Annotated in this window: 20 protein-coding genes and 1 tRNA gene; 13 read left to right on the forward strand and 8 right to left on the reverse strand. The window is 64.5% G+C overall.

The annotated features are described in order from the left end of the window. Positions 1-36: 36 nt before the first annotated feature. The 5 genes from VGR99_RS03485 (at position 37) to VGR99_RS03505 (ending at position 4,975) form a co-directional block, all read left to right on the forward strand. Positions 37-1,446 carry an adenylate/guanylate cyclase domain-containing protein gene (locus VGR99_RS03485; protein ID WP_326896907.1) on the forward strand — a complete coding sequence of 470 codons (1,410 nt, stop codon included), beginning with the start codon at positions 37-39 and terminating at the stop codon, positions 1,444-1,446. Between the two features lie 175 nt (positions 1,447-1,621). Beyond that, positions 1,622-2,110, forward strand: coding sequence for a TerB family tellurite resistance protein (locus tag VGR99_RS03490; RefSeq protein WP_326896908.1), 489 nt, complete (start codon positions 1,622-1,624; stop codon positions 2,108-2,110). A gap of 225 nt (positions 2,111-2,335) precedes the next feature. After that, positions 2,336-3,115 (forward strand): SDR family oxidoreductase, encoded by a 780-nt coding sequence (locus tag VGR99_RS03495; protein ID WP_326896909.1) that lies wholly within the window; start codon positions 2,336-2,338, stop codon positions 3,113-3,115. 129 nt (positions 3,116-3,244) lie between these two features. Continuing rightward, positions 3,245-4,039, forward strand: coding sequence for a glutamine amidotransferase (locus VGR99_RS03500; protein ID WP_326896910.1), 795 nt, complete (start codon positions 3,245-3,247; stop codon positions 4,037-4,039). Positions 4,040-4,162: 123 nt separating this feature from the next. Next, positions 4,163-4,975 carry an enoyl-CoA hydratase gene (locus tag VGR99_RS03505; RefSeq protein ID WP_326896911.1) on the forward strand — a complete coding sequence of 271 codons (813 nt, stop codon included), beginning with the start codon at positions 4,163-4,165 and terminating at the stop codon, positions 4,973-4,975. 126 nt (positions 4,976-5,101) lie between these two features. Here the strand turns inward: VGR99_RS03505 and VGR99_RS03510 are convergent. Next, positions 5,102-5,177 (reverse strand) — tRNA-Ala (locus VGR99_RS03510). Positions 5,178-5,380: 203 nt separating this feature from the next. Here VGR99_RS03510 and VGR99_RS03515 point away from each other — a divergent pair. From VGR99_RS03515 to folD, 3 genes are read left to right on the forward strand one after another with little or no spacing between them, the layout of a single operon-like run. After that, complete coding sequence (locus VGR99_RS03515; protein ID WP_007598721.1) at positions 5,381-5,671, forward strand: YggT family protein; 291 nt, start codon at positions 5,381-5,383, stop codon at positions 5,669-5,671. Positions 5,672-5,686: 15 nt separating this feature from the next. After that, on the forward strand, positions 5,687-6,031 hold the full coding sequence (locus VGR99_RS03520) for a DUF167 domain-containing protein (protein ID WP_326896912.1): 345 nt from the start codon (positions 5,687-5,689) through the stop codon (positions 6,029-6,031). Between the two features lie 10 nt (positions 6,032-6,041). Further along, positions 6,042-6,926: a bifunctional methylenetetrahydrofolate dehydrogenase/methenyltetrahydrofolate cyclohydrolase FolD gene (gene folD, locus VGR99_RS03525; protein ID WP_326896913.1), complete on the forward strand. Its 885-nt coding sequence runs from the start codon at positions 6,042-6,044 to the stop codon at positions 6,924-6,926. 153 nt (positions 6,927-7,079) lie between these two features. Here folD and VGR99_RS03530 read toward each other — a convergent pair whose 3' ends face one another. The 3 genes from VGR99_RS03530 to VGR99_RS03540 form a co-directional block, all read right to left on the reverse strand. Then, on the reverse strand, positions 7,080-8,561 hold the full coding sequence (locus tag VGR99_RS03530; protein WP_326896914.1) for a M20 family peptidase: 1,482 nt from the start codon (positions 8,559-8,561) through the stop codon (positions 7,080-7,082). 67 nt (positions 8,562-8,628) lie between these two features. Then, entirely contained in the window at positions 8,629-9,165 is a 537-nt protein-coding gene (gene ppa / locus VGR99_RS03535; protein ID WP_326896915.1) for an inorganic diphosphatase, read from the reverse strand. A 180-nt stretch (positions 9,166-9,345) separates the two neighbouring features. Then, positions 9,346-9,855, reverse strand: coding sequence for a GNAT family N-acetyltransferase (locus tag VGR99_RS03540; protein ID WP_008136728.1), 510 nt, complete (start codon positions 9,853-9,855; stop codon positions 9,346-9,348). A 266-nt stretch (positions 9,856-10,121) separates the two neighbouring features. On the opposite strand from VGR99_RS03540, the gene VGR99_RS03545 reads away from it, so the two are divergent. The 4 genes from VGR99_RS03545 to VGR99_RS03560 are packed head-to-tail and all read left to right on the forward strand — an operon-like array spanning position 10,122 to position 13,220. Next, positions 10,122-11,021 carry a dienelactone hydrolase family protein gene (locus VGR99_RS03545; RefSeq protein ID WP_326896916.1) on the forward strand — a complete coding sequence of 300 codons (900 nt, stop codon included), beginning with the start codon at positions 10,122-10,124 and terminating at the stop codon, positions 11,019-11,021. Continuing rightward, positions 11,018-11,485, forward strand: a complete 468-nt coding sequence (locus VGR99_RS03550; RefSeq protein ID WP_326896917.1) for a DUF2269 domain-containing protein — start codon at positions 11,018-11,020, stop codon at positions 11,483-11,485. The genes VGR99_RS03545 and VGR99_RS03550 overlap by 4 nt, the downstream gene beginning before the upstream one ends. Positions 11,486-11,493: 8 nt before the next feature. Continuing rightward, entirely contained in the window at positions 11,494-12,813 is a 1,320-nt protein-coding gene (locus VGR99_RS03555) for an SDR family oxidoreductase (RefSeq protein WP_326896918.1), read from the forward strand. Beyond that, complete coding sequence (locus tag VGR99_RS03560; protein WP_326896919.1) at positions 12,813-13,220, forward strand: thiol-disulfide oxidoreductase DCC family protein; 408 nt, start codon at positions 12,813-12,815, stop codon at positions 13,218-13,220. The genes VGR99_RS03555 and VGR99_RS03560 overlap by 1 nt, the downstream gene beginning before the upstream one ends. Before the next feature lie 105 nt (positions 13,221-13,325). Here VGR99_RS03560 and VGR99_RS03565 read toward each other — a convergent pair whose 3' ends face one another. From VGR99_RS03565 to VGR99_RS03575, 3 genes are all read right to left on the reverse strand, one after another. Then, entirely contained in the window at positions 13,326-14,570 is a 1,245-nt protein-coding gene (locus VGR99_RS03565; protein WP_326896920.1) for an NAD(P)/FAD-dependent oxidoreductase, read from the reverse strand. 171 nt (positions 14,571-14,741) lie between these two features. Beyond that, entirely contained in the window at positions 14,742-16,568 is a 1,827-nt protein-coding gene (gene typA, locus VGR99_RS03570) for a translational GTPase TypA (RefSeq protein ID WP_326896921.1), read from the reverse strand. Positions 16,569-16,865: 297 nt separating this feature from the next. After that, positions 16,866-17,642, reverse strand: coding sequence for a Crp/Fnr family transcriptional regulator (locus tag VGR99_RS03575; protein ID WP_326896922.1), 777 nt, complete (start codon positions 17,640-17,642; stop codon positions 16,866-16,868). A 190-nt stretch (positions 17,643-17,832) separates the two neighbouring features. Between VGR99_RS03575 and VGR99_RS03580 the strand changes: the two genes are divergently transcribed. Continuing rightward, entirely contained in the window at positions 17,833-18,216 is a 384-nt protein-coding gene (locus VGR99_RS03580; RefSeq protein ID WP_326896923.1) for a response regulator, read from the forward strand. Between the two features lie 17 nt (positions 18,217-18,233). Here VGR99_RS03580 and VGR99_RS03585 read toward each other — a convergent pair whose 3' ends face one another. Next, positions 18,234-19,775, reverse strand: coding sequence for an alkaline phosphatase D family protein (locus VGR99_RS03585; RefSeq protein WP_326896924.1), 1,542 nt, complete (start codon positions 19,773-19,775; stop codon positions 18,234-18,236). Between the last annotated feature and the right edge of the window lie 126 nt (positions 19,776-19,901).

Genomic DNA, 19,901 nt, shown 5'->3' on the forward strand with positions numbered 1-19,901 from the left:
GCCGATGGCGTGATCAAACCAAGATAGAGTTACGCCATGAGCGATATCCAGGCCCAGTTCTCCGTTCTGAAGCAGACTGCGGACGCAAAGGTGGTCGATGCGATTGCCGAGCTCATCGAGCACGGCGAGGACCACGAGCTCAACCGCGTCAACGTTCTCGATTTCTCCCGGCAGCACGGCCTCGACGAGGAGCGCGTCATCTCCGCCTTCCTGCATTCGGCCCGGCTCGGTCTGTTCGATCTCGGCTGGAACGTGCTGTGCCCGGGCTGCGGCGGCGTCCTTGGCGCGCACTCGACGCTGAAGGCGCTGAAGCCCGATGACTACCACTGCGCGCTCTGCGCCTGCGGTTACAAGGCCTCCGTCGACGATCAGGTCGAAGTCTCCTTCACCGTGAACCCGCGGGTGCGGCGCATCGCGGCGCACGACCCTGACACGCTTCCGGTGTGGGAGTATTTCAAGCAGGTGTTCTGGAGCTCCGGCGTCGACTTCAACAAGGAATCGTTCGCGACCTTGTCCGACGAGGTGACGCTCGACACGATGGAGCTGCCGGCCGGCGAGAAGGCGACCATGTCGCTGCAATTGCCGAACGACTTCATCATCATCTTCGAGCCGGTGACGCACGCCGCCCATTTCATCGACGTGCAGGGCGAGCCGACCAAGGACCGTCAGCAGCTCGCTATCATGTACAACAGGGTGCAGGCGCCGACCGGGACCACGACGATGCGGCCGGGTCCGCTGCGACTGTCGCTGGAGAACCAGGCCGGCGTGCGCGTGCTGCCGTCGGTGTTCATCGCCGCCGAGGCGCTCCACCACCTCATCGGCAAGCGCAAGCCGTTCCTCACCGCCAAGCGGATGCTGTCGAACCAGACGTTTCGCGATGTGTTCAAGGCGGACAATCTCAGTCTCGACCAGCGGCTGCAGATCACCTCGCTGACATTCCTGTTCACCGATCTGAAGGGCTCGACCGCGCTCTACGAACGCGTCGGCGATCTCGCCGCCTTCGATCTCGTGCGCGCGCATTTCCATGCGCTGCTCGAGATCATCTCGTCGGAGAAAGGCGCGGTGGTGAAGACGATCGGCGATGCGGTGATGGCGACATTCGTCCGTCCCGAGCATGCGATCGTCGCCGGCTTGCGGATGCGCGCGGCGATGGACGCGCTCAACGCGCAGCGCGGCACCGACGATCTCATCGTCAAGATCGGCATCCACGAAGGTCCATGCCTCGCGGTGATGCTCAACGAGCGGCAGGATTATTTCGGCCAGACCGTCAACATCGCAGCACGCGTGCAAAGCCTGTCGACCGCGCAGGAGATCCACATCACGGGTCCCGTGCTGGACGCACCGGCCGTCGCCGAGGTGCTGGAGCAGCGCGCAATCAAGCCGATCCAGAAACAGGCTGCGTTGCGCGGCATCGCCGACAAGATGGTGGTGTACGAGATTCCGTGAGTTCTCATTCGTCATTCCGGTTTCGCGCTTAGCGCGCCCCGGAATGACAGGGAACAGATTGCCGAAACGTAATCAGCGCGCGGAGTTGACGCACGTTGCGCTGGTTGGGTTTCCTGCTCATATAATGCTGGTAACGGCCGCGCTCCCGCGGCGTCATTGATTTTGGTAGGACCTTATGCTCGACGGCCTGCGCCAATTCATCGCCGACATTGTTGCTCCCCAAGCCCAGGATCGCGCGTTCGGCGACAGCGATTACAGGCTGGCGGCGACGGCGTTGCTGGTCCACGTGGTCTCGCTGGACGGACAGCCGACGGCGACCGAGCAGCGCAAGCTGCACAGCCTGATCGAAAGCCATTTCGGGCTCGATCGCGGCACGGCGGATCGTCTGATCGCCGACGCGACCCAGGTCGAAGGCGATGCGGTCGATCTCTATCACTTCACCAGCGTCATCATGCGCTCGCTCGACGAAGAGGGTCGCAAACGCATCGTCCAGATGATGTGGGAGCTGGTCTACGCCGACGGCCAGGTTTCTGAATTCGAAGATAATGTGGTCTGGCGGGCCTCCGACCTGCTCGGGATTTCCCAGCGTGACCGGATCGACCTCAAGCATGCCGTCGCGGGCCGGGCCGGTGGTCAGGTCAAGGACGGCGCCGTCGGCGGCTGATAGCTGGCCGGTGGCAGATCGCCGGTTGTATCGGGCACATGACGAAACTTTAATGTAGCCCTCGGCCGCCCGGTTCCGGATTCGCCTGCAATTCCGGGGTTTTCTGCCCTCCCTGTTGCCTGCTCAAGCCGCCATGACGATGGCGACGCTTGCCTGTCGCGCATGCCCTATGCTCTCGTTCGGCGATTGTGGGGCCAAAAAGCGTCAATTCAAGAGACTTCGATCGTGACTGAGCGGGTAACGTTGATCACCGGTGCTTCGGCGGGCATAGGTACGGAGCTGGCGCGTGTGTTCGCCGCCAACGGGCATCGTCTCGCGCTGACGGCGCGACGAGCGGACCGGCTGGAAGCGCTCGCCAATGAGCTTGCCGCCAAGGGCGGCAAGAAGCCGATTGTGATCGCCTGTGATCTCCGGGACATCGACGCCGGCGAGAAGATCGCCGCGGCGCTCGCGGCCGAAGGTGTCGAGCTCGACAACCTCGTCAACAATGCCGGCTTCGGCGTGTTCGGCGATGCCATCGAGCGCGACCGCTGTGAGCAGGTCGGCATCGTCGACGTCAACGTCCGCGCGTTGACCGATCTGTCGCTGCGCTTTGCCGATCAGCTGATCAGGAACAAGGGTGGCCTTCTCAATGTCGGCTCGGTCGCAGGCTTCCTGCCCGGCCCCGGCATGGCCGTGTACTACGCGTCCAAGGCCTATGTGATTTCTCTCACCGAGGCCTTGCGGGCGGAGCTCGCGCCGCACGGCGTTCGTGTCACCGTGCTTTGCCCGGGTCCGGTGCCCACCGAATTCCAGGCGCGCGCCGGCGTCGGGTCCGGCCATGACACGGCTCTTCTCAACGTGCCTGCGGCCGTTGTCGCGGAGCAGGCCTATCGCGGCCTGATGGCCAACAAACGTGCAGTGCTGCCCGGTCTCGGCATCAAGATCGTGCCATTCGCGCTGCGCTTCTTCCCGCGTGGCTTCATCCTGTCCGCCACCAGCCGGTTCCAGCGGCAGCGGCACTGAAGAAAGCCCTCAGCATCCGTAGTGGCCCGGAGCTTGCTTCAATATCGGTGCGTGTGTGCGCGAACTCACGCGATGTTAACCTTCGCTTAGCTATGCTGGCGATCTGAACCGATAGCACTCGCAGAGGCCATGTCGTTCCGGACGGACAGGTTTGGTGGCGCAGAATTGGTGCCCTTCCCCAGAAGGACGCCGGGCGCGGCCGCCTCCGAGGCCCGGTTGCCGGTTCTGATCGTCCTGCATCAGGAATCCTCGACGCCCGGCCGCGTCGGCAATGCGCTGCGCGCGCTCGGCCATCGCCTCGACATTCGCCGTCCCCGCTTCGGCGATCCCCTGCCCGAGACGCTCGACCGGTATGCCGGCGCCGTGTTCTTCGGCGGCCCGATGAGCGCCAACGATTCCGACGACTACATCCGGCGCGAGATCGACTGGATCGAAATTCCACTCCGCGAACAGCGGCCATTCCTCGGCATCTGCCTCGGTGCGCAGATGCTGGCGATGCAGCTTGGTGCGCGCGTCGCGCCACATGCGGAGGCACTGACCCAGATCGGCTACTACCCGATCCGGCCCACAGCGGCGGGTCACGCGCTCTGCCCGCACTGGCCGGCGCAGGTCTATCACTGGCATCGCGAGGGATTTCAATTGCCTGCCGGCGCTGAACTGCTGGCGGAAGGCGATGATTTTCCGATCCAGGCGTTCCGCACCGGCAATACCTTCGGCGTGCAGTTTCATCCCGACGTGACCTACGCGATGATGCATTGCTGGACCACGCGCGGCTATGACGGTCTCAGCGCGCCCGGTGCGCGCGAGCGGCATCATCATTTCGCCGACCGCGCCGTCTATGACGCCGCGGAACGTGCCTGGCTCGATCATTTCATCGACGGCTGGCTGGCGCGCCGGCCGGTGCTGGCGCAAGCCGCCGAGTGATCGCGGCTTCGCTCAGGTTCTTGGCGCAAGTCCTTGGCGCAAGTGTCCTTGCCTCTTCCCTGGATATGCTAGGCTCGCTGCCAACGAGCGCGCGCGAACGCGTGCCGGCAAAGGGAGAGCGCCATGGCCTACGAACACATTCTCTATGAGGTGAGCGACAAGATCGCGACCATCACGCTCAATCGTCCCGATCGCATGAATGCGTGGACGCCGATCATGGAGCGCGACGTGCGTCATGCGATGGAAGCATCGAGCGCGGACGACAATGTCCGCGTCATCGTGCTGACCGGTGCAGGCCGCGCCTTCTGTGCCGGCGCCGACATGGATGCGCTGAAAGGGCTCGATCCCAACGATGTCAGGCGCGCATCGAATCTGCCGCCGTTCGACATGAACCGCCGGCCGGACTGGCAGACCCGCTACGGATTCTATCCGTCGATCGCAAAGCCGGTGATTGCCATGCTCAACGGCGCCACCGCCGGCATCGGGCTCGTTCACGCGCTCTATTGCGACCTGCGCTTTGCCGCCGACAACACCGTGTTCACAACGGCCTTCGCGCGACGCGGATTGATCGCCGAACATGGCATGTCCTGGATGCTGCCGCACATCGTCGGCCACGCCAACGCGATGGATCTCCTGCTCTCGGCCCGGCGCGTGTCGAGCGAGGAGGCGCTGCGGATCGGATTGGTCAACCGACTCTGCCCGCCGGAAAAGCTGCGCGAGGAGACCTATGCCTATGCGCGCGACCTCGCCGATTTCGTCTCGCCGAGCGCCATGGCCGTGATCAAGCGGCAGCTCTACGAGGTGCCGTTCCAGACCCTGGCCGAGGCGACCATCGAGGCGAATCGCGAGATGATGGTGGCGCTGAACGGCAGCGACTTCCGGGAGGGGGTCGCAAGCTTCATGGAGAAGCGGCCGCCAAGGTTTACGGGGAAGTAGGGGGAGGAACTCGACCGGATAGAGCCCGCCGTCGCCCTCCGGGCTATGGCGGGGCAGCCTTCGCTCACTTCGCTGCGAGAGACTTCCCGGGCTTGCCTAGCCGTAGCTCGCGAAGCGAGCGAAGGCTGGTGGAGCCAGGCGGGATCGAACCGCCGACCTCGTCATTGCGAACGACGCGCTCTCCCAGCTGAGCTATGGCCCCTTTGCTGGCCGCTCTGGTAAATGCGGCCGACAACCGGCCGCCATTTAAGTCCCCGGCAGGGTCAAGTCAAGGACGCGTGTAACCCGGTTTTAGCCATCCCGACACCGACTTCCCTTGTTTGGGCGGGGGGGAACCGATATCTAGCAAAAGGCGTCAATCCCGACCGCAGCCAGAGTTTTCAAAAGCCAGAGTCTTCAAAAGTCATGCGTGCCGTTCTCGACATCGTCATCATCGTGCTCGACCTCTACGTCTGGCTGCTGATCGCCTCCGCGATCCTGTCCTGGCTGATCGCCTTCAACGTCGTGAACACCCGCAACCAGTTCGTTTCGGCGGTGGCGGAGTTCCTGTACCGGATCACCGAGCCGGTCCTGGCGCCCATTCGCAACTTCCTGCCCAGCCTCGGCGGCCTCGACATCTCGCCGATCATCCTGATCCTGCTCATCATGTTCATCGAGCGGGTGATCCTGTACTACATCTACCCGAACGTGATCTGAGCAGGCTGGAGCGCCTTGGTCGCCAAAGACGCCTTTAGGGAACCTTGGCGCTACTCGGCCGCTGGAATCAGCATCGCGCTGCGGGTGACGCCTCGCGGCGGCCGCGACGATATCGACGGGATCGAGCAATTGGCCGATGGCCGCAGCGTGCTCAAGGTGCGGGTGCGCGCGATCGCCGATGGCGGCGAGGCCAACAAGGCCGTTCTGGTCCTGTTGGCGAAATCGCTGGGCGTACCCAAGGCCAGTGTGAAACTGCTATCCGGTGCCACCTCGCGGCTGAAGCAGATCGCGGTCGACGGCGATCCGGCGCGGCTCGGCGAAGCCCTGCGCAAGCTCGCTGCGGCCAAATCGACAGACTGAGGGAACTGACATGACCGCCAAGATCATCGATGGAAAGATCATCGCTGCGGAACTCCGCGCCCGCGTCGCCGACGAGGTCGCGCGCGTCAAGCGCGAGGCCAATCTGGTGCCGGGTCTCGCGGTGGTGCTGGTCGGCAACGACCCCGCCAGCGAGGTCTATGTCCGCTCGAAACATACCCAGACCCAGGCCGCCGGCATGGCCTCGTTCGAGCACAAGCTGCCCGCTGATGTCTCGCAGGCGGATCTGCTGGCGGTCGTCGCCAAGCTCAACCGCGATCCCGCCGTGCACGGTATTCTCGTGCAGTTGCCGCTGCCGAAGGGCCTGAACACCGAGGCGGTCATCAACGCCATCGATCCCGCCAAGGACGTCGACGGCCTGCACCCGAACAATGCCGGCCGGCTCGCCGGAGGTTTCCAGGCACTATCGCCCTGCACGCCGCTCGGCTCGATCATTTTGACCAAGAGCGTGCACGCTTCGCTCGAAGGCATGAACGCCATCGTCATCGGCCGCTCCAATCTGGTCGGCCGCCCGCTGGTGCAATTGCTGCTGAACGAGAACGCCACGGTGACCATCGCGCATTCGCGCTCGCGTGATCTGCCCGGGCTCGTGAAGCGCGCCGACCTCGTCTATGCCGCGGTCGGCAAGCCTGAGATGGTGCGCGGCGACTGGCTGAAGCCGGGCGCGACCGTGATCGACATCGGCATCAACCGTATACCGAAAGAGGATGGCAAGACGCGGTTGGTCGGCGATGTCGCCTATCAGGAAGCGCTCGAAGTTGCCGGCGCGATCACGCCGGTGCCAGGCGGCGTCGGCCAGATGACGGTGGCGTGCCTGCTCGTGAACACGCTGCGTGCGGCGTGTGCGATCGCGGGCTTGCCGAAGCCGGCGGTGTAGCTTTTCTTCACCTCGCCCCGCTTGCGGGGAGAGGTAGGAATTCAAGTGCAGCTTGAATTCCGGGTGAGGGAGACTCTCCGCGGGTCCAACTCTCACCATCGTTGCGGAGGCTCCCCCTCTCCCCGCACGCGGGGCGAGGGAGAAAACAACAACTTACCCCGCGCTATTCTCGATCAGCCGCCGATAGAACCGGATCATGTCGGCATAGCCTTCGATGCTGAGCCGTTCATTGGTGCCGTGAAAGCGCTTGAGATCGTCGGAATTGGCGCGCACCGGCGAGAAGCGGAAGATGTTGTCGGTGAGGCCGGCATAGTGGCGTGAATCCGTCGCCGCGATCATCAGGCCGGGCGCGACGATCGCATCCGGAAACGCCTCGCGGATCGCGCGCGCCAGCGCTGCATAGGATTTGCTCGCGGTGCCCGTCACCGGCGGCGGATCGGTATTGCCGGGGAAGGTCGTGATCGAGATCTTCGGATTGGCGATGGTCGAGCGGACGTGATCGGTGACGCTGGCTTCGGTATCGCCGGGCAGCAGGCGGAAATTGACGGTGGCATCCGCATTGCCCGGCAGCACATTGTCCTTGTCGCCGGCATTGAAGATGGTCAGCGCCGTCGTGGTGCGGACCATCGCTTCGGTCGGTCCGCTCTTCTCGAACTCGCGCAGCAAGAGCGGCTTGAACAGCCACAGATTCGACAGCGCCACGCGGTTGAAACCGCCCATCTCGGGCGCCAGCGTGTCGAACATCTCGGCGACCGCGCCGCGAACGTGCATCGGCAGCCGGTGGTCCTCGAGCCGTGCCAGCGCGGCGCTCATCATGCCGATCGCGGTTTCGCGCGGCGGCATCGAGGAATGGCCGGGCGCGGTGCGCGCCGTCAGCACCAGCGTCGAATAGCCTTTTTCCGCGACGCCGATCAGCGCGGCCGGCTTGTCGAGGCCCTTCATGATGCCTTCGGTGATCAGCAGGCCCTCGTCGAGCACGAAGTCGAGCTTGACGCCGCGCGCAGCAAGCGTGGCTGCGATCGCCTTGGCGCCGCGGGTGCCCGCAACCTCCTCGTCATGGCCGAAGGCGAAGTAGATCGTGCGCTTCGGACGAAAGCCGTCCTTCGCCATCTGCTCGGCCGCCTCGAGCATCGCATAGAGATTGCCCTTGTCGTCCCAGGAGCCGCGGCCCCAGATGAAGCCGTCGGCAATCGCGCCGTCGAACGGTTTTTGCTGCCAGTCCTTTTCGGTGCCGGGGGCGATCGGGACCACGTCCTGATGCGCGAGCAGCGCAATCGGTTGCGCTTTGGGATCGGTGCCTTCCCAGGTGTAGAGCAGGCTGTAGCCGCCGATCACCTCGCGCCTGGCGGCGGCGTGGAAGGCCGGGAAGCTCGCGGCGATATGCGCCTGGAGGCCGCGCAGCGCGTCGGCATCCTGATCGGGGTTGAGGAAGTTCGAGATGGTCTGGAAGCGGATCGCTTCCGACAGGCGCTGCGCCGCGCCTTGCGTGTCGACGGTCGCGCGGGGAATGGCAGCGACCTGCATCTGCCGCGAGCCGCGCGTGACGACATTGAATGCCAGCACGCCGGCGAGGACGACGACGCCGAGAACGATGAGCAGGGCCAGATTGCGGAAGATCTTGAGAAAGCGGCGCATCCGGCCTTCTTGCCCCGGACGCAGCGCAGCACGCAAGTGGTGCGCCGGCGAGCCGGGGCCTGAAAGCTTACGCCTTCTTTTTCTTCTCGCGCTCGATGCCTTCGAGGATCAGCTGCTGTGCTTCCTCGGGGCCGCCCCAGCGCGTGATCTTCACCCACTTGCCCTTCTCGAGATCCTTGTAGTGCTCGAAGAAGTGCTGGATCTGCTGCAGCGTGATGTCGGGCAGGTCGGAATACGACTTCACCTTGTCGTAGCGCTGGGTGAGCTTCGACGACGGCACCGCCAGAATCTTCTCGTCGCCGCCGGCTTCGTCTTCCATGAACAGCACGCCGACCGGGCGCACGCTCATGACGGCGCCGGGGATGATGGCGCGGGTGTTGATGATCAGCACGTCGCAGGGATCGCCGTCGTCGGACAGCGTGTGCGGGATGAAGCCGTAGTTACCGGGGTAACGCATCGGCGTGTAGAGGAAGCGGTCGACAACCAGCGTGCCGGCCTCCTTGTCCATCTCGTATTTGATCGGTTCGCCGCCCACGGGGACTTCGATGATGACATTGACGTCGTGGGGGACGTTTTTTCCGATCGAGACCGCATCGATACGCATTAGAAAGGCTCCGTTATTGCCGAAATTAAACCTCGCCCGGCAGCGATTTCGGCGCTGTCTTACGCGGGCTTGGCCCGCCGATCCATCGTGTTTTTGCGAAATAATGAATCCAGCGATCACCGGCTCAAAAGGCAACGGTATCGACGGATGGGTAACGCTGCCGATTAAGCTTTCAGCAGCTCAATTGGTCCAAGCGAAGGCAACCTTGTCGAGCGACTTCGGCCCGAAACGCTCCGACGAGCGCGCCACCATGCGGCCGCCAAGGGCCCGGTAGAACTCGGTCGCGGGGTCGTTATCCGAGAGCGCCCACACTACCATGCTCTTCAGGCCGCTCTGCATCAGGTCGCGGCGGGCTGCGGCGAACAGGCGGCGGCCGAAGCCCAGGCCCTGGAATTCGGGACGCAGATAGAGCTCGTAGATCTCGCCATCGAAATGCAGGCTGCGGGCACGGTTACGACCGTAATTCGCGTAACCCGCGATCTTGTCGCCGAACACGAGCACGCTGACGCGGCTGCCCTTGCGGATCGCACTGTCCCACCACTGCGGTCCGCGGCGGTTGATCAGCTTCTCCAGCTCGGCGCCGGGAATGATGCCCTGATAGGCGGAACGCCAGGCTTCGTCATGGGTGGACGCCACCGCAGTTGCATCTGCAGCTTTGGCCGGCCGGACCTCGATCAGGGTTGTGCTCATGGGCGTGATCAAACCAAGTCGCCGCGCCGGCGGCAAGACCTATCGTTAATTATCGGTTAACGTGTGGACTTTGTGCATCAGTATTTTAACCATGTTGTACCGAAAAAAGACAAGGGGCCACTTCGATCGGCACCGGCGTGCCTTGTGTCGGTGCAAAACTGCTTTGCGGCAACGAATGAACGTCAATGGCAACGCAGAAAGTCCGCCAAGAGTGATTCGTTCCGACTAGTGTGGTCGTCGCTGTCCGTGTTCGCCTCCGGCAATTCATGCGGCTCTTCAATACCTTTGCGCTCCTGCCTCTGTTGGCCCTGCTGATCGCGTCACCTGTGTGCGCGCAGGTCACGTTCGGATCATCGGGCGAGGAAGGCGAACCTTTTCGCCGTCAGCTTTGGCGCGTGCCGTCGCCGGACTCCGATATTGCGGCGCGGGCCCTGCTGTTTCGCCCCGCGGGCAGCGGCCCATTCCGGCTCGCGGTGATCGCGCATGCCTCGACGCAGAACGCGCTGCGTCGCGCGCAAATGCCGCAGCCGGAATACCGCGCGCTCGCAGCCTTTCTCGTCGCGCGCGGCCTTGCCGTGCTGGTGCCGGAACGGCTCGGCCACGGTGCGACCGGTGGACAATATGTCGAGGACCAGGGCGGCTGTGACGAAGCGGACTACGCGCGTTCGGGCCGCGTGACAGCCGCGCAAATTTCACTCGCGCTGGAATTTTTGCGAAAGCAGGACTTCATTCGCAAGGATGCCGCGATCGTGATCGGTCATTCCGCCGGCGGCTGGGGCGCGCTGGCGCTCGCGAATGCCGATCCGAAGACGATCTCCGCCATCATCGCCTTTGCACCGGGACGCGGCGGCCATGCCAATGACGAACCGAACCGGATTTGCGCGCCACACACGCTGCTTGCGGCCGCAGCGGAGTTCGGCAGGACGGCGCGTATTCCCGTCACCTGGCTGGTTGCCGCCAATGACAGCTATTTCGCGCCGAAGTTCTCGCAATCTCTCGCGGATGCGTTTCGCGGCAGCGGCGGCAGGGTCGATGTCCGCACCTTGCCGGCCGTGGGCAGCGAGGGCCATTGGATGATCGAGACGGAAGCTGGCGTGAAGGCTGCGAGCGCCGAGCTCGACCGTGCGCTGAACCTGCCAAAGCCTTTGGCGACCAAGAAGCCATGATGCTGTATTTCCTGGTCGAATATCTCCATGTGCTCGGCGCCATCGTCATCCTCGGCACCGGAACCGGCATCGCCTTCTTCATGCTGATGGCGCATCGCACGCAGGACGCTGCGTTCATCGCGCGCACGGCGACGGTGGTGGTGATCGCGGATGCGATCTTCACGCTTTCGGCGGTGATCCTGCAGCCCGTCACGGGCGGTCTGCTGATGATGCTGTCGGCGACGCCGATCACCGAGCGCTGGCTGCTGGCCTCGCTTGCGCTCTACGTCTTCGCCGGCCTGTTCTGGATCCCCGTCGTGTTCATGCAGATCGAGATGCGCGATCTCGCGCGCAAGGCCGCCGAACAGCGCAGCGCGCTTCCGGATCGCTATGTCGTGCTGTTCCGCCGCTGGTTCGCATTCGGCTTTCCCGGCTTCGGTGCGACGATGCTCATTCTCTGGCTGATGATCGCAAAGCCGTTCTGAGGAAACCGATGGATCAGCGGACCATTCTGGTGCTCGGCGCCTCCGGCCTGATCGGCCGCTTCGTCACCGACGACCTTCGCGCGCGGGGTTTTCGCGTGATCGGCGTCGCGCGCAGCCTGTCGCCGGCGCAGACCATGAGCGCGCTGGACATCGAGCAGCCGATCCTCTCGCTTGATTCAGCCGCGCTGACGCGCTTGCTCGGCGAGCATGCCGCGGATGTCGTCGTGAATTGCCTCGGCGTGCTCCAGGACGGTCCCGGCAGCGACACCAACGCCGTGCATCGCGATTTCGTCGCGCGCCTGCTTCAGGCCATCGCCGACAGCGGTCGCGCGATCCGGCTGGTGCATATTTCCATCCCCGGGACCGCGGAGGCGGATCGTACCGCCTTCGCAACGACCAAGCGCGAGGCCGAGCGTCTGATCGCAACGTCCGGCATTCCCCATGCCATCCTGCGGCCCGGTTTCGTAGTCGCGCCGGCAGCCTACGGCGGCAGCGCGATGTTGCGCGCGCTCGCCGCCTTCCCGCTCGATCTGCCGGAGAAGGAGATGGCGACGCCGTTCCAGCCCGTCGCCGTCGAGGAGATCTCGGCGACCATTGCCTGGCTCGCCGCGCGCGAGAGCGACGATTTGTCCGTGAAAGCCGTAACCTGGGACCTGATGCAGGCCGAGCCGATCACGATGGCTGGCGTCATCAAGCAATTCCGCCTCGCGTTCGGCACGGCCGCCTGGCCGCATCTCGCGATGCCGGCGTTCATGCTCGATCTCGGCGCCAGAATCGGCGATCTCGCCAACACGCTCGGCTGGGTGCCGCCGATGCGCACCACGGCGATCGCCGAGCTGCGCCGCGGCGTGACCGGCGATCCCTCCGCGTGGATCGCCGCCACGAGCATTTCACCGAAGACGCTCGCTCAGACGATCGGGCGCCACCCCGCCAGCATTCAGGACAAATGGTTCGCGCGGCTGTTCCTGATCAAGGCGCTGATCTTCGCCTGCCTGGTCGCGTTCTGGCTCGTCTCCGGCTTCATCGCGCTGTTCGTGTCCTACCGCGCCGCCGCCGGCATCCTGACCGCGCACAATTTTCCGCCGGCGCTGGTCGATCCCATCACCATCGGCACCAGCCTGATGGACATGAGCATCGGCATGCTGATCGCCTTCCGCCGTACCGCGGCGATTGGCCTGATCGCAGGCATCATCGCCTCGCTCGGCTACATGTTCGGCGCGGCGATCCTCACCCCCGACCTCTGGATCGAGCCGCTCGGCGCGCTGGTGAAGACCGGGCCGGCGATCGTGCTGATGCTGGTCGCACTGTTGATGCTGGACAATCGCTGATGCGTAAGTGGCCCGACGACGACGTGATCCTGTACGACGGCGTGTGCATCTTTTGCTCGCGCTGGGTGCGTTTCGTCGCGAAGCGCGATACAGGGCGGCGATTCCGGTTCACGCCGATCCAATCGGATTATGGCGCAAGGCTCGCGCGAACGTTCGGCATCGATCCGAATGATCCCGACACCAACGCCGTCGTCCATGGCGGTGAGGCGTTCATGAAGTCCGACGCCGCGCTGACCGTGTTGTCGCTGCTTCCCGGCTGGGGTTGGGTACGTGCGTTGTTCGCCGTGCCGAAGCCGTTGCGCGACCCCGTCTACAGCCTCATCGCGCGCAATCGCTACCGCATTTTCGGCAAGTACGATGCGTGCTTCGTGCCGGATGCCGATTTGCGAGCGCGGGTGATCGAGTAGCGTCTCCTCGTCATTGCGAGGAGCGAAAGCGACGAACCAATCCAGGCTCTTTCCGCGGCGGCAGCCTGGATTGCTTCGCTGCGCTCGCAATGACGGAGTTCGTGGCTACGGCTTGCCCTGTGCCGCCAGCACTTCCTTCGCCGCCCGCTCGCCACTGTCTCGCGCCCCATGCGCCGTCGTGAAGAAGGTCGGCGACGTCGCTTCTCCCGCGAAGAACAGCCGTCCATCGACCGGCGCGGCCAGTACGGCGCGATCACCAGCGTGCCCCGGCAGCGCGTGCGAATACGACCCTCGCGCAAACGGATCATCCGCCCAGCGCGACTCGTAGAGCGGCTTCAGCTTGCGGCGGATGTCGTTACCCAAAAAGCCGGCGATCTCGTCGATGCTGTGCGCGGCGATGGCGCCTGCGCCGGCGTTTTCCAGGTCGCGGGCGAAGCTGCCGCCGAAGAAGCCCTCGATGCAGGGCTGGCCGAACGGGCGGATGTGGTAAGTGCCCATCTCGGTGCGCATGGTGGCGCCGCGCAAATTGCCTTCCTTCGGAAATGCTTCGGCGTCGTCGAGCGCCAGCGTCACCTTGTCGTCGACGCCGAGCGGGAGGCCGGCCGCGGTGCTTACCTTCGAGGGGAGCGGCGGCGAGAAGCGGATGGCTTCGTCCGCGATCAAATTGGTCGGGACGGTGACGATCACCTTGTCGGCCGTCAGCGTGCCCTGCGATGTCTCGATGCGGATGCGCTTGGCTGCATGGTCGATCAGCGTGACGTTGCAGTTCAGCGCCACCGGGCAGGGCGCGCCATACGCTGCGATCAGCGCGCCATAGCCGCGGCGGACGCGCCAGTTGAGCTCGCTGTCCTCATAGGCGTCCCAATCGAGCGTCGACATATTCTCGAGCTCGCAGCCGTTGATATAGGTCGAGATCGCGTCGATCATCGGGTTCCAGCGATTGCCGGGATCGAGGCTCAGGCTCGCCGGTTCGTCCTTGCCCTTTTGTGCGGCCTGCCACAGCCGATCGTAGAACGCGTCCATTGCGTGCATGAAATCATCGCGCTCGCTTTGCGGAAACGCATTGCCATAGGCGCGCTCGCGCCAGGGCGGCAGGTCCTTGTTGAGCTCGAAACCGAGTGCGCGTGCGATTGGAACGAAGGAGTTCTTGTCGGCCGAGTGAAGCCAGCCGCAGCCGACGTCGAAGGTGACCTCAGGCGAGGCCTGCACGGTCCAGGCGCGGCCGCCTAGCCGGTTGCGCGCCTCCAGCACGATCATGGAGAGCCCGGAGCCCGCCAGCGCATGCGCCGCGCCGAGGCCGGCGGCACCGGCCCCGATGATCGCGACGTCGACGGAGGAGGGAAGGGACATGGGTGGGCTCTAGCACGTCTCTGATACGCGCTAAAGGCACCACAAAATCAGGTGTCATCACCCGCGAAAGCGGGTGATCCAGTATTCCAGAGACGGTCGTGATTTACGGAGAAGCCGCGGCGTACTGGATGCCCCGGTCAAGCCGGGGCATGACAGTGAGGGAGCAGTGGCTTACGCCACCGCTTCCTTGGCCTTTTCGGCACGCTTGCGCTCGTTCGGGTCGAGGTGCTTCTTGCGCAGGCGGATTGACTTCGGGGTGATCTCCACCAGCTCGTCGTCCTCGATATAGGCCAGCGCCTTTTCGAGCGTCATGCGGATCGGCGGGGTCAGGCGCACAGCCTCGTCCTTCGAGGTCGTGCGGATGTTGGTGAGCTGCTTGCCCTTGAGAACGTTGATCTCGAGATCGTTGTCGCGGGTGTGCTCGCCGACGATCATGCCCTTGTAGACCTTCCAGCCGGGCTCGATCATCATCGGGCCGCGGTCTTCCAGCTTGAACATGGCATAGGCCACCGACTCGCCCTGGTCGTTCGAGATCAGCACGCCGTTGCGACGGCCCTGGATCGGGCCCTTGTACGGAAGGTAGTCGTGGAACAGGCGGTTCATGATCGCCGTGCCCTTGGTATCGGTCATCAGCTCGCCCTGGTAGCCGATCAGGCCGCGGGTCGGCGCGTAGAACACCAGACGCAGGCGGTTGCCGCCGGACGGCTTCATCTCGATCAGCTCGGACTTGCGCTCGCTCATCTTCTGCACGACGACACCGGAATGCTCCTCGTCGACGTCGATCACGACCTCCTCGATCGGCTCCAGGGTCTGGCCGGTGGCTTCGTCCTTCTGGAACACGACGCGCGGACGCGACACGGAGAGCTCGAAGCCCTCGCGGCGCATGGTCTCGATCAGGATCGCGAGCTGCAATTCGCCGCGGCCCGATACTTCCATCGCGTCCTTGTCCTGGGATTCGACGACGCGCAGCGCGACATTGCCTTCGGCCTCGCGCAGCAGGCGGTCGCGGATCAGGCGGCTGGTGACCTTGTCGCCTTCGGTGCCGGCGAGCGGCGAGTTGTTGACGATGAACGACATCGATACGGTCGGCGGGTCGATCGGCTGCGCCTGCAGCGGGGTCTCGACGGTCGGATCGCAGAACGTGTCGGCCACGGTGCCCTTGGGCAGTCCGGCGATGGCGACAATGTCGCCGGCTTCGGCAATATCGACTGGCTGGCGCTCGAGGCCGCGGAACGCGAGGATCTTGCTGATCCGGCCGGTTTCCACCAGCTTGCCGTCACGCGACAGCACTTTCACGGCCTGGTTGGGCTTCACCGTGCCGGATGTGATGCGGCCGGTGATGATGCGGCCGAGATAGGGGTTGGCCTCGAGGATGGTGCCGAGCAGCCGGAACGGACCTTCCTCGACCACCGGCGGCGCCACATGCTTGAGCACGAGATCGAACAACGGCCTCATGCCGACGTCATGGGATGCGTCCGGCGAGTCAGCCATCCAGCCGTTCTTGCCCGACCCGTAGAGGATCGGGAAGTCGAGCTGCTCGTCAGTGGCGTCCAGCGCGGCGAACAGGTCGAACACCTCGTTGACGACTTCGGTGACGCGGGCGTCCGGGCGATCGACCTTGTTGATGGCGACGATCGGCTTCAGGCCGAGCTTGAGCGCCTTGCCGACCACGAACTTGGTCTGCGGCATCGGGCCTTCGGCGGCATCGACCAGCACGATCACGCCGTCGACCATCGACAGGATGCGCTCGACCTCACCGCCGAAATCGGCGTGGCCGGGGGTGTCGACGATGTTGATCTGGGTGTCTTCCCAATGCACCGAAGTGCATTTGGCCAGAATGGTGATGCCGCGCTCGCGTTCCAGATCATTGGAATCCATCGCGCGCTCGACCTGGCGCTGGTTGTCGCGATAGGTGCCGGATTGCTGCAGCAGCTTGTCGACAAGGGTGGTTTTGCCGTGGTCGACGTGGGCGATGATGGCGATGTTGCGAAGGTTCATGGGGGAGCTTCTTTGCGGTCGAACAATGGGTTAAGCGCGATCTCGCCGGTCGGACCGGGACCTCTTCTCGAAACAACGCTGGAAGACTGGAAACGGGCGCTTTCCGCCCAAAAAGGGGAAGCCCGGCCATATCGACCGGGCACCCCACGCGTTGCGGCGCAATATATGCAAAAACCGCCAAAAAACAATGTGTTCTTTGCCCGTTGGCTAACTGAATTTTGTCCGGGAATCCCCGGAGCTTAGGGGCGATCCGGTGCCAAACCGGCCCTTGTTGGTTGGCGGGGCGTCCCGCCCGGGTCAGCCCTGTGCCGAGTTGGGGGCCGTCTCCTCGGTCGGGTAGACCCCGCGCAGCACTTCCTCGAAATGCATCTTCACGGCGTCGTTGCACAGGCAGGCGCGCAGCCGCAGGCCGTCGCGGTTGCGGACCAGGATCGAGCCGCGGCGCGTGTCGAGCACGCCTTCGGCCCGGAACGACTGGAGCACGCGGCTCGCATAGCTGCGGCCGACGCCGAGCAAGGTCGCGAGCTGCTCGTGGGTCAGCGGCACGCTGCTCTCGTCGCCGGTCCGCTCCATCGCCGCCAGAATCCATTTGGCGGTGCGCTGCTCGATCGAGTGGATCGCGTTGCAGGCGGTGGACTGGAAAATCTGCGCCAGCATGCAGTCGGCGTAGCGGGCAAAGATGTTGCGCAGCGACGGCGAACGCGCTTTGGCCGCCTCCAGCTTGCCGACGTGAATACGGGCAAACGGGCCGCCGAATTTCACGCAGATGCGGGTATAGGCGGGCAGAAATCCCTCGCTGACGATGCCGCCCACCGCGCCTTCGCGACCGACCAGAATGGTCTCGACATCGCGGCCGTCTTCATTCGGGACGAGAAACGTCGCAAGCGACGGACCGCAGGGAAAGTGCACGACCTGGACGTCGTCGCCGGGACTATAGAGCAGATGGTTCGGGCCGACGTCGTCAGCGGTGACGTGCGGTGCGAGCAGCGCATAATCCGCCGCGTTCAAGCGCCGCAGCAGATTGTTGGCGGGGCGGCTCTCGATCTCGTTTAACTTGCTGATACGCACATCCATTGTGAACTCCCCCATCCTCCTCTCCACATTACCGAGTTCCGTCCACGGCTTGTGTGCACATGTGGACAGACGTCAAAACTGTTCTGTGGTGAGTTTCGTTCCGGGAACCCTCCGATGCGCTGGGCGCAGGCGTCGGCATGAGGCTGTCCAGATCGGTAAAAACATGCAGCCCTCGATAGCACCCAGGATCATGATACCTGCTTCTCCGGAAGGTTCAGCCGACGTCCCTGCCGATGTTCTGATCGTCGAGGACGATCCGATCATCGCCATTGATTTCGAGGATCGCCTGCTCGGTTTTGGCGTGACGAGCGTGCGCACCGTGGGTTCGGTGGCGCAGGCGTTGCAGGCGATCACGGCACGCGCGCCCGACTTCGCGCTGCTCGATGTCGAGCTGATCCGCGAGAAGAGCTTTGCGATCGCCGAGCGGCTCGCCGCGCTGGAGATTCCCTTCGTCTTCGTCACCGGCTACGGCGCGGAAACCAGCATTCCCCCGCAATTTGCCGCGCGTCCGCGGCTGCAGAAGCCGTGCTCCAGCGATGCGCTGGAGGCGGCAGTGCAGGCGCGCGGCGACTGAAGCGCGCCTGCGTCAGCTCATGAGAGTTTCGGATCGAGCGTGGTCGACCACAGCGCGACGTCGGCGCGGTCGCGCAGGGTCACCGTCATCTGGCCGGAGGCGCCGTCGATCTTGACGTGGCCGAAGAACTGCATGCCGGCGGATGGCGGCAGGTTCTGGCTGTCCTTGCCCGGCGCCTTGACGAAGCGCACCTCGGGTCCGAACGTGTTGTCGAGCGCGTTCGGGCCGAACGTGCCCGCGTGCAGCGGGCCCGACACGAATTCCCAGAACGGTTCGAACTCCTGGAATTGCGCCTTGTTGGGATCGTAATAATGCGCGGCGGCGTAGTGCACGTCCGCGGTCAGCCACACCGTATTGCTGATCGGCGCCATCTTGATGAAGCGCAGGATGTCGGCGATCTCGAACTCGCGGCCGCGCACCGGACCGTCGCCTTGCGCAATGGCTTCCGAGCCGCCCTTCGGCGTGTCCGGCACGACGAGACTGAGCGGCATGTCGGAGGCGATCACCTTCCAGGTCGCGCGCGAATTGAGCAGGCCGCGCTTGAGCCAGGCGATCTGGTCCGGGCCGAGGAAGTAGCTGGCGGGGCCGTATTCCGTTTCGAGATTGGCGCCGTTCGGGCCGCGATAGCTGCGCTCGTCGAGCACGAACACGTCGAGATGCGGGCCATAGGAAATCTGGCGATAGACCCGGCCCGGCTCGACGATGCTCTCGCGCATCGGATACATCTCGTGGAAGGCGCGGCCGGCGCGGGCTGCGAGCAGCGAGATGTCGCGGACCTTGTAGGACGCCGGCAGATCTTTCGACAGCGACCAGTTGTTGGTCACCTCATGGTCGTCCCACTGTACGAAGATCGGCACTTCGGCATTGAAGGCGCGGACGTTCTCGTCGGTGAAATTGTATTTGTGCGCGGCGCGGTACTCGTCGAGCGTCTCCGCGACCTTGGCCTTTTCAGGGATGGTGACGTTCTTCCAGATCTTGCCGTCGGCGAGCTTGACCTCGGATTCGATCGGACCGTCGGCGTAGATGGTGTCGCCGGAATGCAGGAAGAAATCCGGACGATGCTTGCGCATCGCGGAGAAGGTGAGCATGCCGCCGTCATCGGGATTGATGCCCCAGCCCTGGCCTGCGACGTCGCCGCCCCAGACGAAGCTGACGTCGCGGCGATCGGCCGGCGCGGTGCGGAAGCGGCCGACCACGGATTCGCCCTCGATCGCGGCATGCGAGAGATCGCGGAAGCGCACCCGATAGAAGATGTCCTGGCCGCCGGGAAGATTTTCGAGCAGCATCTTTGCCGTAAAATCGCTTTCCGGCAGCGCCGCGATCGGCGGCAGCGCACGGGCGTTCTTGAACGACTCGGTCGTCGCGACCTCGACCAGCATCTGCGCCGGCCGGTCCGCGCGCGCCCACACCACGCCGCCGTCGACGGTGACGTCGCCCGACTGCACGCCATGGGTGACCGCCGGCCTGTCGGCCGCGCGCGAGAGGTGGGGCATCGCGATCGCGCCCAGCGCGCCCGCGCTGGTGGTGAGGAAGCGGCGGCGGGAGAATTTGATCTTCATGGGCTGGCTCGCTGGCTAGCTGTCTTGCGCGCATCTGCGCCGTCATTCCGGGATGGTGCGCCAGCACCAGACCCGGAATCTCGAGATTCCGGATTCGATGCTGACGCATCGCTCCGGAATGACGTT

It is taken from the genome of Bradyrhizobium sp., from assembly GCF_035935975.1.
GTDB lineage: Bacteria > Pseudomonadota > Alphaproteobacteria > Rhizobiales > Xanthobacteraceae > Bradyrhizobium.

Excerpts from the sequence above, each read along its gene's own strand:
- VGR99_RS03485 (WP_326896907.1), top strand. The coding sequence starts at position 37 with ATGAGCGATATCCAGGCCCAGTTCTCCGTTCTGAAGCAGACTGCGGAC.
- VGR99_RS03490 (WP_326896908.1), top strand. The coding sequence starts at position 1,622 with ATGCTCGACGGCCTGCGCCAATTCATCGCCGACATTGTTGCTCCCCAA.
- VGR99_RS03500 (WP_326896910.1), top strand. The coding sequence starts at position 3,245 with ATGTCGTTCCGGACGGACAGGTTTGGTGGCGCAGAATTGGTGCCCTTC.
- VGR99_RS03505 (WP_326896911.1), top strand. The coding sequence starts at position 4,163 with ATGGCCTACGAACACATTCTCTATGAGGTGAGCGACAAGATCGCGACC.
- VGR99_RS03515 (WP_007598721.1), top strand. The coding sequence starts at position 5,381 with ATGCGTGCCGTTCTCGACATCGTCATCATCGTGCTCGACCTCTACGTC.
- folD (WP_326896913.1), top strand. The coding sequence starts at position 6,042 with ATGACCGCCAAGATCATCGATGGAAAGATCATCGCTGCGGAACTCCGC.
- VGR99_RS03530 (WP_326896914.1), bottom strand. The coding sequence starts at position 8,561 with ATGCGCCGCTTTCTCAAGATCTTCCGCAATCTGGCCCTGCTCATCGTT.
- ppa (WP_326896915.1), bottom strand. The coding sequence starts at position 9,165 with ATGCGTATCGATGCGGTCTCGATCGGAAAAAACGTCCCCCACGACGTC.
- VGR99_RS03540 (WP_008136728.1), bottom strand. The coding sequence starts at position 9,855 with ATGAGCACAACCCTGATCGAGGTCCGGCCGGCCAAAGCTGCAGATGCA.
- VGR99_RS03545 (WP_326896916.1), top strand. The coding sequence starts at position 10,122 with ATGCGGCTCTTCAATACCTTTGCGCTCCTGCCTCTGTTGGCCCTGCTG.
- VGR99_RS03550 (WP_326896917.1), top strand. The coding sequence starts at position 11,018 with ATGATGCTGTATTTCCTGGTCGAATATCTCCATGTGCTCGGCGCCATC.
- VGR99_RS03555 (WP_326896918.1), top strand. The coding sequence starts at position 11,494 with ATGGATCAGCGGACCATTCTGGTGCTCGGCGCCTCCGGCCTGATCGGC.
- VGR99_RS03560 (WP_326896919.1), top strand. The coding sequence starts at position 12,813 with ATGCGTAAGTGGCCCGACGACGACGTGATCCTGTACGACGGCGTGTGC.
- VGR99_RS03565 (WP_326896920.1), bottom strand. The coding sequence starts at position 14,570 with ATGTCCCTTCCCTCCTCCGTCGACGTCGCGATCATCGGGGCCGGTGCC.
- typA (WP_326896921.1), bottom strand. The coding sequence starts at position 16,568 with ATGAACCTTCGCAACATCGCCATCATCGCCCACGTCGACCACGGCAAA.
- VGR99_RS03575 (WP_326896922.1), bottom strand. The coding sequence starts at position 17,642 with ATGGATGTGCGTATCAGCAAGTTAAACGAGATCGAGAGCCGCCCCGCC.
- VGR99_RS03580 (WP_326896923.1), top strand. The coding sequence starts at position 17,833 with ATGATACCTGCTTCTCCGGAAGGTTCAGCCGACGTCCCTGCCGATGTT.
- VGR99_RS03585 (WP_326896924.1), bottom strand. The coding sequence starts at position 19,775 with ATGAAGATCAAATTCTCCCGCCGCCGCTTCCTCACCACCAGCGCGGGC.